The 14,335-nt window shown below is 31.5% G+C and carries 13 protein-coding genes; 11 read left to right on the top strand and 2 right to left on the bottom strand.

The window, feature by feature from the left end; translation table 11 throughout:
• Nucleotides 1-3,953: 3,953 nt before the first annotated feature.
• Together MKD41_RS08390 and MKD41_RS08385 are read right to left on the bottom strand one after the other, a co-directional pair.
• On the bottom strand, nt 3,954-4,337 hold the full coding sequence (locus tag MKD41_RS08390; protein WP_240244981.1) for an HU family DNA-binding protein: 384 nt from the start codon (nt 4,335-4,337) through the stop codon (nt 3,954-3,956).
• Nucleotides 4,338-4,739: 402 nt separating this feature from the next.
• Nucleotides 4,740-5,914, bottom strand: a protein-coding gene (locus MKD41_RS08385) for an IS3 family transposase (RefSeq protein WP_240241930.1) whose coding sequence is annotated in 2 segments (ribosomal slippage) — nt 4,740-5,665 and nt 5,665-5,914 — 1,176 coding nt in all. Because the reading frame shifts where the segments join, the coding sequence is not laid out codon by codon here.
• A 258-nt stretch (nt 5,915-6,172) separates the two neighbouring features.
• On the opposite strand from MKD41_RS08385, the gene MKD41_RS08380 reads away from it, so the two are divergent.
• Genes MKD41_RS08380 through MKD41_RS08330 form a run of 11 tightly spaced genes read left to right on the top strand, consistent with a single transcriptional unit; the run spans nt 6,173 to nt 14,329 of the window.
• Entirely contained in the window at nt 6,173-6,583 is a 411-nt protein-coding gene (locus MKD41_RS08380) for a sugar 3,4-ketoisomerase (RefSeq protein WP_240244980.1), read from the top strand.
• On the top strand, nt 6,567-6,986 hold the full coding sequence (locus tag MKD41_RS08375; protein ID WP_240244979.1) for a sugar 3,4-ketoisomerase: 420 nt from the start codon (nt 6,567-6,569) through the stop codon (nt 6,984-6,986). The genes MKD41_RS08380 and MKD41_RS08375 overlap by 17 nt, the downstream gene beginning before the upstream one ends.
• Nucleotides 6,983-7,540, top strand: a complete 558-nt coding sequence (locus MKD41_RS08370; protein ID WP_240244978.1) for an acyltransferase — start codon at nt 6,983-6,985, stop codon at nt 7,538-7,540. The genes MKD41_RS08375 and MKD41_RS08370 overlap by 4 nt, the downstream gene beginning before the upstream one ends.
• Nucleotides 7,533-8,669, top strand: a complete 1,137-nt coding sequence (locus tag MKD41_RS08365; RefSeq protein ID WP_240244977.1) for a DegT/DnrJ/EryC1/StrS family aminotransferase — start codon at nt 7,533-7,535, stop codon at nt 8,667-8,669. Before MKD41_RS08370 ends, MKD41_RS08365 begins: the two co-directional genes overlap by 8 nt.
• Nucleotides 8,659-9,156 carry a hypothetical protein gene (locus MKD41_RS08360; RefSeq protein ID WP_240244976.1) on the top strand — a complete coding sequence of 166 codons (498 nt, stop codon included), beginning with the start codon at nt 8,659-8,661 and terminating at the stop codon, nt 9,154-9,156. Before MKD41_RS08365 ends, MKD41_RS08360 begins: the two co-directional genes overlap by 11 nt.
• Complete coding sequence (locus MKD41_RS08355; RefSeq protein ID WP_240244975.1) at nt 9,129-9,272, top strand: acyltransferase; 144 nt, start codon at nt 9,129-9,131, stop codon at nt 9,270-9,272. The genes MKD41_RS08360 and MKD41_RS08355 overlap by 28 nt, the downstream gene beginning before the upstream one ends.
• The gene (locus MKD41_RS08350) at nt 9,272-10,753 is read left to right on the top strand and encodes an O-antigen translocase (protein WP_240244974.1); all 1,482 of its coding nucleotides are present in this window, start codon (nt 9,272-9,274) and stop codon (nt 10,751-10,753) included. The genes MKD41_RS08355 and MKD41_RS08350 overlap by 1 nt, the downstream gene beginning before the upstream one ends.
• Nucleotides 10,754-11,746 carry a glycosyltransferase family 2 protein gene (locus MKD41_RS08345; RefSeq protein ID WP_240244973.1) on the top strand — a complete coding sequence of 331 codons (993 nt, stop codon included), beginning with the start codon at nt 10,754-10,756 and terminating at the stop codon, nt 11,744-11,746.
• A gap of 17 nt (nt 11,747-11,763) precedes the next feature.
• Nucleotides 11,764-12,711, top strand: coding sequence for a glycosyltransferase family 2 protein (locus MKD41_RS08340; protein ID WP_240244972.1), 948 nt, complete (start codon nt 11,764-11,766; stop codon nt 12,709-12,711).
• Entirely contained in the window at nt 12,708-13,739 is a 1,032-nt protein-coding gene (locus MKD41_RS08335) for an ATP-grasp domain-containing protein (protein ID WP_240244971.1), read from the top strand. Before MKD41_RS08340 ends, MKD41_RS08335 begins: the two co-directional genes overlap by 4 nt.
• The gene (locus tag MKD41_RS08330) at nt 13,736-14,329 is read left to right on the top strand and encodes an acyltransferase (protein WP_240244970.1); all 594 of its coding nucleotides are present in this window, start codon (nt 13,736-13,738) and stop codon (nt 14,327-14,329) included. The genes MKD41_RS08335 and MKD41_RS08330 overlap by 4 nt, the downstream gene beginning before the upstream one ends.
• Nucleotides 14,330-14,335 lie beyond the last annotated feature (6 nt).

Raw genomic sequence — 14,335 nt, 5'->3', positions numbered from 1 at the left:
TACAATACAATACCATCCCGAATCTTGTTTTAATACAAATTCGGGATTTTTTTTAATTATTAAAGGATTGAAAGATTAAAGGATTGAAAGATTGAAGGATTGAAAGATTGAAAGATTGAAGGATTGAAAGATTGAAGGATTGAAAGATTGAAGAACTTAAAACCAACCTTCAAATTAAAAAAATGGTTTCGACTCCGCTTAATTGCCTCAACTTTCAGACTAAACTAGTTCTAGATGACGTTACTTTAAAACCGTCATTGCGAGGGCGTGTTGTAATGCAATGAAAACACAACTGCGGCAATCTGCAACTAAAGAACCTCAATCATCATTTAGTGAATATCATGAGATCCTGAATCAAGTTCAGGATGACGACTTGCTATTAACTAACATACTAATTAAATATTATGAGATTGCCGCGGTCGTACCTTCCTCTCAATGACGGAATTCATTATAGATCGTCATTGCGGGATGACGAATTTTAAAACGTCCTATGAGAATTTAAGTAGCAATCTAATGAAGTGGAGCAACGGGAGTAAGCCAAAGAGCGCAGCGGTCTGGCGTCGACTGCGTAACTTCCGTAAGATTCAATTAAATTATCATCAGACTAGATTTTTTGGTTAGCTCACGCCTGCCTTATTATTTATTTGGAGTTCGTGAATCTCCTATCGTCGATTTCGTTTTTCATCAATGGAACTGCGTAGTACATCACGAATACAATAACAAATAATTAAGGAATGAGTAAAAATGAACAAGTGAAATGAAATTCTAATCATCATTTAGTTAAGTTCAAGAGATTGCCGCGGTCGTACCTCCCTCGCAATGACGATATCAAACCTGTTACTTAGAAACCCCAATCATCATTTAGTTAAGTTCATGAGATCCTGAAATCGAAGATTCAGCGGAGCTAATCAAGTTCAGGATGACGTTCTTTAAAAACCGTCATTGCGAGGGCGTGTTGTAATGCAATGAAAACACAACTGCGGCAATCTGTTGCTTAAGACCTTAATCAAAATAACCCCGTCATGCTGAATTTAGGTACTCACTATCTTTTTTTATTACCTTTAAAAGAGTTCGTGAACCTACGGTTTCAGTAGCTGCCCCTAAAGAACCCCAATCATCATTTAGTTAAGTTCATGAGATCCTGAACCAAGTTCAGGATGACGTTCTTTAAAAACCGTCATTGCGAGGGCGTGTTGTAATGCAATGAAAACACAACTGCGGCAATCTGTTGCTTAAGACCTCAATCAAAATATAACCGTCATGCTGAACTTGTTTCAGCATCTGCCCCTAAAGAACCCCAAACATCATTTAGTTAAGTTCAAGAGATCCTGAAATCGAAGATTCAGCGGAGCTAATCAAGTTCAGGATGACGACTTGCTATTAACTAACATACTAACTAAATATTATGAGATTGCCGCGGTCGTACCTTCCTCTCAATGACGGAATTCATTATAGCTTGTCATTACGGGATGACGAATTTTAAAACGTCCTATGAGAATTTAATTAGCAATCTAAGGAAGTGGAGCAACGGGAGTAAGCCAAAGAGCGCAGCGGTCTGGCGTCGACTGCGTAACTTCCGTAAGATTCAATTAAATTATCATCAGACTAGATTTTTTGGTTAGCTCACGCCTGCCTTATTATTTATTTGGAGTTCGTGAATCTCCTATCGTCGATTTCGTTTTTCATCAATGGAACTGCGTAGTACATCACGAATACAATAACAAATAATTAAGGAATGAGTAAAAATGAACAAGTGAAATGAAATTCTAATCATCATTTAGTTAAGTTCAAGAGATTGCCGCGGTCGTACCTCCCTCGCAATGACGATATCAAACCTGTTACTTAGAAACCCCAAACATCATTTAGTTAAGTTCAAGAGATTGCCGCGGTCGCTTTTCCCTGGCGCCGGCTGACCTGATCACTAAAAATGTTCACTGAACATTTTCTTCACGTTCCATCCAGCAATGACGAAGTAAAGTGTATTCCGTCATTGCGAGGGCGTGTTGTAATGCAATGAAAACACAACTGCGGCAATCTGTATCTAGAAACCTCAATCATCATTTAGTTAAGTTCAGGATGACGACTTGCTATTAACTAACATACTAACTAAATATTATGAGATTGCCGCGATCGTACCTTCCTCTCAATGACGGAATTCATTATAGCTCGTCATTGCGGGATGATGAATTTTAAAACGTCCTATGAGAATTTAAGTAGCAATCTGAGGAAATGAAGCAGAAAGAGTAAGCCAAATAGCGCAGCGGTCTGGCGTCGACTGCGTAACTTCCGTAAGATTCAATTAAATTATCATCAGACTAGATTTTTTGGTTAGCTCACGCCTGCCTTATTATTTATTTGGAGTTCGTGAATCTCCTATCGTCGATTTCGTTTTTCATCAATGGAACTGCGTAGTACATCACGAATACAATAACAAATAATTAAGGAATGAGTAAAAATGAACAAGTGAAATGAAATTCTAATCATCATTTAGTTAAGTTCAAGAGATTGCCGCGGTCGTACCTCCCTCGCAATGACGATATCAAACCTGTTACTTAGAAACCCCAAACATCATTTAGTTAAGTTCAAGAGATTGCCGCGGTCGCTTTTCCCTGGCGCCGGCTGACCTGATCACTAAAAATGTTCACTGAACATTTTCTTCACGTTCCATCCAGCAATGACGAAGTAAAGTGTATTCCGTCATTGCGAGGGCGTGTTGTAATGCAATGAAAACACAACTGCGGCAATCTGTATCTAGAAACCTCAATCATCATTTAGTTAAGTTCATGAGATCCTGAACCAAGTTCAGGATGACGACTTGCTATTAACTAACATACTAACTAAATATTATGAGATTGCCGCGGTCGTACCTTCCTCTCAATGACGGAATTCATTATAGATCGTCATTGCGGGATGACGAATTTTAAAACGTCCTATGAGAATTTAAGTAGCAATCTAAGGAAGTGAAGCAGAAAGAGTAAGCCAAATAGCGCAGCGGTCTGGCGTCGACTGCGTAACTTCCGTAAGATTCAATTAAATTATCATCAGACTAGATTTTTTTGTTTCGTTTTTTCATCAATGGAAAAAATGAAAATAAAAGATTTTTAAAATTATAACTATTATTCAAAAGATTGCCGCGGTCGTACCTTCCTCGCAATGACGATATCATACCTGTTACTTAAAAAACTCAAGCATCATTTAGCTAATATCATAAGATCCTGAACCAAGTTCAGGATGACGGTTACAAATAGCTAAAAGCCAAAACCTAAACCTCCTTAAATCTTATAAAAAAATAACACAAAAAAATTGTCAGTACCAATTCTATAGCTTACTTTTACTTTATTAAATTTAACGATTAGCGGGAACTAATCGGGATTTTCTTAAAAAATACAACTCAATAATTAAGGGTCCTAACCATTTTTATTGAGTTTTTTTTATGCCTTTAAAGTTTTGTTGAAGTGTGTTTTGTGATAAGGTAGGTAGGAAATTATAGTTTTAAATCGCTTTTAAATTGAAGTAAACAAGCAATTTTTTGTCATTTCGACAACGGAAAAATCATAGCAACATCTAAAAAAACACCTTAGTTTTACATAAAACGACTCTAAAATGTTAATAAAAAAGCCTTATTTGTTATTAATTAAGGTAAAATAAGTCTGTTTATAAAAGCCGTAATTGTGTTTTTTTACTCCATTTTTACACTAAAAAAGCTATTAAAGCGTCTAAAAAATGTATTTCTTCGTGTTTTAAAATTTATACTAATAAATTTTTTATCTATTAAATAGATTTTTAGATTTATACTAATAGTTCAAAAGATTTATTAGTATAGTTTAGCGAATTTATTAAATAGATTTTGAGATTTATACTAATAAATATAGCTAAAAATTGGGCATAAAAAATCCCAAGCTGCGGGAACAGCTCGGGATTTTCTTGAAAAATACTACTCAATAATTAGGGTCCTAACCAGCAATTATTTTGTATTTCATTACCTCTAGCATATCTCTTAAATTAGCACCAGGTCTAAAATTCATATGCGCTTTTTTAACAGAGTTTCCACTCACTTCCTCGGGTAACGTCTCTCCTCTAGAAGATACTCCTACTTGAAGATTCCCGATACCACCGAGTTGTACAACCTTCCCTTGTTTTAGTTCATCCATAATGTTATGTTCTAATGCACGTAGCACTGCATAACAATCCGATTCACGAACTGTACATTGGTTGGATACTAAATATGCCAATCTTTCAAAATCTATCACTCCTTGAGAAATAGCCTTAGCATAAAATTTGTTGTCCGCGTTTACGTCTTGCGGATTGCGACGCTCCATTGCTTTTAAAAAAACCATGATTATTAAAATTTAACCTGTTGCTTCGTTGCAACATTAATGCTAAATTAATAATAATTCAACTTAATTGTCATTGCTTCAGTAAGTTACTTATTAACATTTTGTTTAAAAAAAAACCAATAAAAGTATTTTTTTATTCATGAATTTTACAAGTATAGATTTATTACTATAATTTCTGTAATTTAATAGTTAATTTCTATAGTAAACTGTAGCACAAATTAAAATGATTGTTAATAACTTTTTTTTTTTTTTCACTAAATAGCTTATAAATAACCGTTTGTTGAAAAAAAAATTGAAGTGATTTATTACTTAAAACCTCAATCAAAATAACCCCGTCATGCTGAATTCAGTTACTCACTATCTTTTTTTATTACTGATATTCCTACAAAAAAGATTACATTTTTAAGCGGCTCGTTTAGTTTTGATATTTTTTAATATTATTTCCATTTCTAGAGGAGTTAAATAGTCTAAAGACTGATGTATTCTTTTAGTATTATACCAATGAATATAACTATCTATTTGACTATATGCCTGGATAAAGGTTTTGAATGATCTTCTGTAAATTAATTCGCATTTAATTGTTTTAAAAAATGATTCAGCTACTGCATTATCCCAACAATTACCTTTTCTACTCATACTTTGATTTATCTTTTTATTATGCCTAAAAATAGCAGTCATTTTACCTGACGCATATTGAACCCCTCTATCAGAATGAAAAATAAAATCATCTGAAATGGGTCTGTTTTTTCTAGCTCTTGCCCAGGCTTTATAAACTGTATTTTCTACAGTCATATCATTGCTTAAAGACCATCCAACAATCTTTCTATCAGCTAAATCTATCATAGTAGTTAAATAAATCCATTTGTCTTTACATCGAATGTAGGTAATATCAGAAACCCAAACCTTACCAAGTTCTTTTATGTTGAAATTCCTATTCAATATATTAGGACTGATGTTATAATTATGATTAGAATTCGTTGTAACTACATATTTTCTTTTAGATTGGCTTCTAATTCCCATTTGCTGCATAAGTCTTGAAATATACGATGGATGATAATGATATCCCGCTCTAGCTAAGGTTTTAGTGATTTTATAACTACCATATACTTTACGATTTGTTTTCCATATTTGATAAATTTTCGCTTTAAGTATTCTTGTTTTAGAGACTCTGATAATACTACTATTTCTTAGCCATTGATAATAAGAATTTCTACTAATTTTTAAAAGTTTACACATCTTCTCAACAGGATAGTTGGTACTGTGTTTATTTATAAACCTGTACTTTACCTGTCGTTCTTGGAGAAGATGCTCACCGCCTTTTTTAAGATATCCCTCTCCATCTCAGCATCTCTAAGACGCCTTTTCAATTCTCGAATCTCTTTTTCTTCTGGTGTTAAGCTCGGAGTTCCTGAACCTGTAAAAGATTCTCGGTTTGATAAATAGGATCTTTTCCAACTGCGTATACTTGCAGAATGGACACCATATTCTTTCCCCAAATCTTCTGCACTCTGACCTGAGAGCATTAATTCTACTAACATAATCTTAAATTCCTTGTCGTACCTTTTTGTTTTACTCATAATTCAAATATATTAATTTATGAGCCGTTTTAACTGTAACTATAAATGTAGGTATTCCACCCCAATCATCATTTAGTTTAGTTCATGAGATCCCGAATCGAGTTCGGGATAAAGGACCAAACTAAAACAACTTCAGAATAACAGTTCCCAATAACCAACAAACAAGCAACACCCAACTTTTAACTTATAAAGAATAAAACCATATATTTGCAGCAAACATTTGTAACCCCGAACCCTCAAAATCTATAACATTAAAAAATGAATAATGTAAAAATTATAGAGCTCCCTAAAATATTAGATAGAAGAGGTAATTTAAGTTTTTTTGAAAATTGCAATCAAATACCATTCGATATTAAAAGAACGTATTGGATATACGATGTGCCTGGAGGAGAGATTAGAGGAAGTCATGCATTTAAAAAATCTCATGAATTTATAATAGCACTTTCCGGTAGTTTTGACGTAGTATTACACGACGGTACAAAAGAAGTGAAATATAGTTTAAACAGATCGTATTATGGATTGTATGTGCCTAACTTATTATGGAGAAGGTTGGAAAATTTTTCAACTAATTCTTTAGCATTAATAGTTTCATCTATAGGATATGAAGAAGATGATTATATTCGTGATTTTGACAGTTTTAAAAGCCTGAAAGATGAAAGTAACAAATAACACTGTTAAAGATTGTAAGGTTATTGACGTGTCTAAAATTCAAAACGATGCAGGTAATATTACTGTTGTAGAAAATGGAAAAAAATTACCATTTGTAGTAAAAAGAATTTTTTATTTATATGATATTCCTGGGGGTGAAGATAGGGGAGCACATGCACATAAAGCTTGTCATCAGTTTTTAGTGGCAGCTTCTGGAAGTTTTGAAGTTAAATTAGATGATGGGAAATTTACAAAAACAGTATTTTTAAACCAACCAAACAAAGGTTTACACATACCACCCGGAATTTGGGCTTCTGAAATCAATTTTTCATCAGGCTCAATTTGTTTGGTATTAGCTTCACATACTTATAATGAGAGTGATTATATACGAGAATATCAAGAATTTTTAGACTATAAAAGATGAATTATAGCTGTCATAAATTAGCCGATGTACAAACTACTAAAATTGGAGTAAAAACAAGAATTTGGCAATTTGTTGTAATTTTAAAAGATGCTATTATTGGGGAAAACTGCAATATAAATGCACATGTGTTTATAGAAAATAAGGTTCATATTGGAAATAATGTAACTGTAAAATCAGGTGTGCAAATTTGGGATGGCATCACAATTGAAGATGATGTTTTTATAGGGCCTAATGTAACATTTACGAATGATCTTGTGCCGCGATCTAAACAATATCCTGAATCATTTTTACAGACAATTATTAAAAAAGGAGCTTCTATTGGAGCAAACGCTACAATTATTGCAGGGAATACCATTGGTGAATATGCCATGGTAGGTGCAGGAGCTGTAGTAACAAAATCAATTGGAAATAATGAATTGTGGTTAGGGAATCCTGCAAAACTTTCAAGTTATGTAACCAATGAAGGTAGGATATTAGACCTCAATTTGAGAGATAAAGTTACTAAGGAGATATATTTATGGGAGGAAAACAAATTAGTGAAACAGCATGATTAAATTTTTAGACTTACAAAAAATAAATGCGCAATACCAGCAAGAGTTAAAAGAAGCAGCTTCTAAAGTTATTGATTCAGGTTGGTATTTAATGGGGAAAGAGCTAGAAACTTTTGAACATAACTATGCGGATTTTTGTGGAGTAAAACATTGTGTAGGTGTAGCCAATGGACTAGATGCCTTACGTTTAATTTTTAAAGCATACTTGGAATTAGGAATTATGCAAAAAGGTGATGAGGTACTAGTGCCTGCTAATACCTATATCGCATCTATTTTAGCAATTTCAGATAATGGTTTAATTCCTGTTTTTGTTGAGCCTAATATACAAACCTATAATATAGATAGTAACCTTGTTGAACAAGCTATTACCCCTAAAACAAAAGCAATATTAGCTGTGCATTTATATGGACAGATTTCTGTAGATGCAAAAATGCTTGAAATTTGTGAAAAACACCATTTAAAATTAATTGAAGATGCGGCGCAATCTCATGGGGCACAATGGAACGGTAAAATATCTGGCGCTATTGGTGATGCAGCAGGTCATAGTTTTTACCCTGGAAAAAACTTGGGAGCATTAGGAGATGCTGGTGCAGTTACAACAAATAATGCTGAACTAACAGCCACAATTAGAGCACTTGGTAATTATGGATCTCATAAAAAATATGAAAATAAATTTCAAGGTTTAAATTCTCGTTTAGACGAGTTACAAGCAGCTTTTTTAACTGTAAAATTAAAATACATAGCACAAGATATTGAAGCAAGAAGAAAAGTGGCGAATTATTATTTGAAAAATATTAAGAATCCAGAAATAGTATTACCAAGTTTTTGTGTCGAAAGTCATACTGAGCCTGTCGAAGTAGGTTTGAATTTAACTCATGTTTGGCATTTATTTGTTATTAGAACAAAAAAAAGAGATTTGTTGCAACAATACCTTTTGGAAAAAGGCATTCAAACATTAATTCATTATCCTATACCACCGCACAAGCAAAAAGCCTATGCCGAATATAACAACCTTAGTTTCCCAATAACAGAACAAATCCATAACGAAGTGTTGAGTTTGCCTTTGAGTGCTGTTATGACTAGTAAAGAAATTGAAAATGTAGTTTACAATATAAATAATTATGAGCTATAATATTTTAAGGAAAATTCAACTTTTATTTAATTTTCCATTTTGGTGGATTATTTCTAAAAAGAAAAAGTATTTTAATTTTGTATTTCCAAATTTAAGATTTATTAGATCAAAGAGATTTAATTACCAACATTTACCAATATGTAATCAAAAAACGTTACTAACTGGAAAAGGGGAAATCTCTATTGGGAAAAATTGCAAATTCGGCTATAAGCCTGGAGGTTTTCATAGAGGAGGTTCTATTGAATTACAAGCTCGTTATAAAAATGCAATTATTAATATTGGTAACAATGTAGCAACAAATAATAATATATTTATTTGTGCTGCCAACAATATTGAAATTGGCTCAAACACCCTAATAGGGCAAAATGTAACAATTATGGATTTTGAAGCGCATGGTATATTACCTCATTTAAGAAATAAAGTTGGGGAAATTGGTAACGTTATTTTAGGTGAAAATGTATGGATAGGCATAATGTTACAATATTAAAAAACTCTGAAGTTGGTGATAATTCTATTGTTGCTATTGGGGCTGTTGTAATTGGTAAATTCCCTAAGAATGTTATAATTGGTGGTGTACCTGCCAAAATTATTAAAACTATTTAATGCAAGAGGATAAATCTTCGTATCGGCAAATTATGAAAGCAACTTCTCTTTTTGGAGGAGTTCAAGTTTTTAACATCTTAATTGCTATTGTACGTTCAAAATTTGTAGCAATATTATTAGGCCCTGCAGGTATGGGGGTTGTTGGTTTGTTACAATCAACTCTGGGGTTAGTTACAAGTATCACAAACTTTGGATTACGTACAAGTGCTGTAAAAGATATTGCGGCTGCTGTTGGTACAGATAACCTTAAGAGAGTTGCAGTTGTGGTAGCTGTAATGCGTAAATTAGTATGGTTTACAGGGTTGTTAGGTGCCGTTATTACTATTGTTTTTTCATCTTGGTTAAGCAAATTGGCTTTTGGGAATACAAATTATACATCTGCATTTATTTGGCTTTCTATAACCTTATTGTTTTATCAATTAAGTAGTGGGCAAAGTGTGTTATTACAAGGCTTTAGGAAGTTAAAACCATTAGCAAAATCTAGTGTTTTTGGGAGTTTTATTGGTTTGCTAGTGACAGTACCCATATATTATTTTTATGGTGAAAAAGGGATTGTACCAGTGCTTATTATTTCTTCTATTACTACCCTAATGTTAACTTGGTATTTTTCTAGAAAAGTGACTATAGAAAAAGTGAATGTTGATATTGCTCAAACAATTAAAGAAGGAAAGCAGATGATGATATTAGGTTTTATGATTAGTTTGAGTGGTTTGTTAACAGTAGCTTTTTCTTATGCGGTACGTGTTTATATTAATAAAGTAGGAGGGCTTGAAGATGTTGGGTTATATGGAGCAGGCTTTGCAATTATCACTACCTATGTTGGTCTTGTTTTTAGTGCTATGGCAACTGATTATTATCCTAGACTTTCAGGTGTCTCATATGATAATAACAAAGCAAATCAATTAATAAATCAACAAGCAGAAATAGGTATCTTAATTTTAGCTCCAATTTTAACCATATTTATAATTTTTATAAATTGGGTGGTAATCATACTGTATTCAACAAAATTTATTCCTGTGAATGGTATGATACATTGGGCCGCCTTAGGTATGTATTTTAAAGTAGTAAGTTGGGCTATGGGTTTTTTGTTATTGGCTAAAGGAGCTTCAAAGTTGTTTTTTTGGAATGAACTGATTGTTAATATTTATATGCTAGGCTTAAATCTATTGGGGTATTACTTTTATGGTTTGGATGGTTTAGGAATCTCATTTTTTATCACGTATGTTCTTTATTTTTTTCAGATATATGTAGTTTTGAAATATAAATATAAGTTCCATTTTGATACTGGTTTTTATAAAATTTTTGGAATTCAATTGATATTAGGCTTGTGTTGTTTTATAATTATTAAATTTATCCCAACTCTTTGGGCTTATGTTGTTGGAGTGCCTTTTATTTTGTTTTCTGTATGGTATTCTTATAGAGAGCTAGATACCCGTTTAAATTTGAAAGAGATAATTCTAAATTTTAGAAAAAGGAAATAAATGAATACTATTGAAATAGCAAATAGTTTAAAAAGAAACCCCTTAGTTTCCATAATTGTAATCACATACAATTCTTCCAATTATGTATTGGAAACCTTAGAAAGTGCAAAAGCACAGACCTACCAAAATATTGAATTAATTATATCAGATGATTGTTCTACAGATAATACTGTTACAGTTTGTGAAGAATGGTTACAAAAGAATAAGGATAGGTTTGTTAGAACTCAATTAATAACAGTTAAAGAAAATACTGGGATTCCTAAAAATTGTAACCGAGGTTTATATGCTGCAAAAGGTGAATGGGTTAAGTTAATTGCTGGCGATGACGCATTAATGGCAAATTGCATCAAAGACAATATAGAGTTTGTAAAAAGTGATTCAAGAATTAAATTTTGTTTTTCCGATTATGAGGCTTATAAAGATACTTTTGAAGACTCTAATTTGGTAAACTATAAAAATGATTCTGATGCTCGTTCAAAACAATTTTCGGAATTGAATAATGAGTTTCAATTAAAAGTAATGATTAGGAATATTGTTCTTCATGGGCCAGCTACTTTCTACAAACGTAATAAATTTTTAGAAATGGGAGGTTATGACGAGAGTTATTCTTTCGTTGAAGATAGATTAACGTTTTTTAATTGGTTAAAAGCAGGAAATAAGTTTTATTATTTACCTAAAAAAACGATAAAATATAGAATAAATGATAACTCAATTACAAACAAAAATCTTGTAAACAATTCGTATATAAATGACTTCTTCATAAAGTTTCGGGACTTAATATATGAGAAGTTTTATTCATATTTTACTTTTAAAGAAAAAGTTTATTTTCATGTGAGGTATAAGTATTATTTGTTTTTTAAAAAAGATGATAACTTAAATTTTTTTATAAAAGTATTTAGACGTTTGTGGTATTTTTTAGTTCAAAAGGGAGAAAAAGAAAACTACAATGCATTAAATAAATTTTATAAAGAATACAAGAACCGTAAATTTTAAAATAATGTAATATTCAGATGATAAAAATTTCTATAATTATCCCAGTTTATAATGCTGAAAAGTACCTTAAACAATGCATACAATCTGTCTTAAATCAGAGTTTTACTAATTTTGAATTGCTGTTAATTAATGATGGGTCTAAAGATAAAAGTGGTGTGATATGTAACAGTTATGCAGCTAATGATAAAAGAGTTAGCGTCTTTCATAAAAAAAATGGAGGTGTTAGTTCTGCTCGTAATTTAGGCTTAAAAAATGCGGTTGGAGAATGGATTACTTTTATAGATAGTGATGATTTTATTTCTGAAAATTATTTTCAACCGATATTAGATTTTGATAAACATGACTACATTATTATGGATTCATATATTATTAAAGATGATGTAAAATCTTTTTATAACAGATATGAACCTAAAAGTTTGATTTTGAATGAATTTTTAAATCAATATAATCTATTTAGAGACTTTGGCTCTCCTTGGGGTAAATTTTTTAGAAAATCTATTATATTTGAAAATAAAATTGGTTTCGATGAGAAATTAGACAAAGGGGAGGATGTGGTGTTTAATTTGACATATGTTCTTAAATGTAAAATGATTGGAATTTCAAATTCAACTTCTTATAATTATCGAATAGTTTCGAATAGTCTAAGTTCGAAAAAATCAAATGTAAAACATAGTGAGTATTTATATAGTAAAATATTCAATTTACTTGAGAGTTATTCACAAGATTTAGAATTTATATCAAAACACAATTCTTTATCAGCGTTAGTATATTTTTTTAACGTATTGTACTCAGACTATTCGAAAATAAAAAAGAAAAAGATTTTGAAAGAACTTATTAAGAAACATAAAAATCAATTGGTATTAAGAGCAAAAGGACAAAGTATTCATTTAATACCCTTGACTTGGATTATAAAACATGAATTGATTGCCTTAGCTATTTTGATAACAAATATAAGGAAAGTATGAAAATAGGTATACAAAGTAATCCAAGAGGGTTTGCTAAGAAATGGATTGAATATTGTGACAATCAAAATATTAATTATCAATTAATAGATGTTTATAGTAATAATGTTATTGAGCAACTTAAAGACTGTGATGCTTTAATGTGGCATACTAACCATTTAAGTAAAAAAGATTATCAAGTAGCTAAGCGATTATTAACAGCTGTTGAGCATGCCGGAAAAGTATGCTTTCCGTCTATAAAAGAAAATTGGCATTACGATGATAAGGTTGGACAGAAATATTTGTTAGAGGCTATTGATGCACCTTTAATACCTTCCTATGTCTTTTATGATAAGCAAGAAGCTTTAGAATGGGCAGCTAATACTAAATGGCCAAAAGTTTTTAAACTTACTGGAGGAGCTGGTTCAAGTAATGTGAAGTTGATTCATAGTGAAAATGAGGCTAAAAAAATTATTCGAACTTCTTTTAGAAAGGGATTTATAGCATTTGATCAAAAAAAATACTTTTTAGAAGAAAGTTTAGCTAGGTATCGTCAACATAAGTCACTTTGGAGGTTACTTAAAAGCTTTCGTCATCTGTTAAAACCTTTAAATAAAGATTGGGTTAATCATATAGAAAAAGATTATGTGTATTTTCAAGAGTTTATGCCAAACAATGATTATGATTTAAGACTTGTTGTTGTTAATCAGGAAAGAATTTTTGGGTTAAAAAGATCTAATAGAGAGGGAGATTTTAAAGCATCAGGAAGTGGTAATATGGATTTTTTAAATAATGATGTTGATACATCAATATTACAACTTGTGCTTAATGTTGCAAAGAAGTTAAAAATGAATAGTGTAGCTTATGATATTGTCTTTGATAAAAATGATAAGCCTGTTATTATTGAAATTACATACGCCTATTCAACAAGTGCTTACGAGAAATGTCCAGGTTATTGGGATGAAAATTTAAATTGGATTAAAGGACAAATTGGAAACTATTCTTCCTGGATGGTTGATAAAGTAATTGAACAAGTTAAAAATAAAAAATGATAATCTTAAAATATTTACGAAAAATAATTAATTATCTAGAAAGAAAAGAGTTTCAAGAGCTTTTAAAAAATCTACCAATTAAAGTTGGAAACAACGTAGTTTTTAAAAAGAATCCTATAATTCAACTTCATCCAGATGCGAAATTAATTATTGGGAATAATGCAACTATAAACTCTGACAATTATGGATATCACGTAAACATGCATTCACCTTGTAAGTTAATGGCAGATATATCTAATGCAATTATAAAAATAGGAGATAACACTCGGTTTCACGGGAGCTGTATACATGCTTATAAAAGAGTAGAAATTGGAAATAATTGTCTTATTGCTGCAAATTGTCATATAATTGATGGGAATGGGCATCAAGCTTCTTTTGATAACATTGAAAACAGAATTAATACTACTGGAGAAGTTAAAGAAGTTGTTATCGAAGACAATGTTTGGTTAGGTACAGGAGTTGTTGTTTTACCCGGAGTAACCATTGGTGCTGGGAGTATAATCTCTGCCAATAGTGTTGTACATAAAGACATCCCAAGTATGGTAATAGCAGGAGGTAATCCTATTAAAATTATTAAGGATTTAAACTAGATTTTA

The sequence above is a fragment of the Lutibacter sp. A64 genome, from assembly GCF_022429565.1.
Classification (GTDB): Bacteria; Bacteroidota; Bacteroidia; order Flavobacteriales; family Flavobacteriaceae; genus Lutibacter.
This window is presented reverse-complemented; position numbering and strand designations above follow the sequence as displayed.

Bases quoted from the DNA above. Each gene is read 5' to 3' on its own strand.
- MKD41_RS08390 (WP_240244981.1), bottom strand. From the start codon at position 4,337: ATGGTTTTTTTAAAAGCAATGGAGCGTCGCAATCCGCAAGACGTAAAC.
- MKD41_RS08380 (WP_240244980.1), top strand. From the start codon at position 6,173: ATGAATAATGTAAAAATTATAGAGCTCCCTAAAATATTAGATAGAAGA.
- MKD41_RS08375 (WP_240244979.1), top strand. From the start codon at position 6,567: ATGAAAGTAACAAATAACACTGTTAAAGATTGTAAGGTTATTGACGTG.
- MKD41_RS08370 (WP_240244978.1), top strand. From the start codon at position 6,983: ATGAATTATAGCTGTCATAAATTAGCCGATGTACAAACTACTAAAATT.
- MKD41_RS08365 (WP_240244977.1), top strand. From the start codon at position 7,533: ATGATTAAATTTTTAGACTTACAAAAAATAAATGCGCAATACCAGCAA.
- MKD41_RS08360 (WP_240244976.1), top strand. From the start codon at position 8,659: ATGAGCTATAATATTTTAAGGAAAATTCAACTTTTATTTAATTTTCCA.
- MKD41_RS08355 (WP_240244975.1), top strand. From the start codon at position 9,129: ATGGATAGGCATAATGTTACAATATTAAAAAACTCTGAAGTTGGTGAT.
- MKD41_RS08350 (WP_240244974.1), top strand. From the start codon at position 9,272: ATGCAAGAGGATAAATCTTCGTATCGGCAAATTATGAAAGCAACTTCT.
- MKD41_RS08345 (WP_240244973.1), top strand. From the start codon at position 10,754: ATGAATACTATTGAAATAGCAAATAGTTTAAAAAGAAACCCCTTAGTT.
- MKD41_RS08340 (WP_240244972.1), top strand. From the start codon at position 11,764: ATGATAAAAATTTCTATAATTATCCCAGTTTATAATGCTGAAAAGTAC.
- MKD41_RS08335 (WP_240244971.1), top strand. From the start codon at position 12,708: ATGAAAATAGGTATACAAAGTAATCCAAGAGGGTTTGCTAAGAAATGG.
- MKD41_RS08330 (WP_240244970.1), top strand. From the start codon at position 13,736: ATGATAATCTTAAAATATTTACGAAAAATAATTAATTATCTAGAAAGA.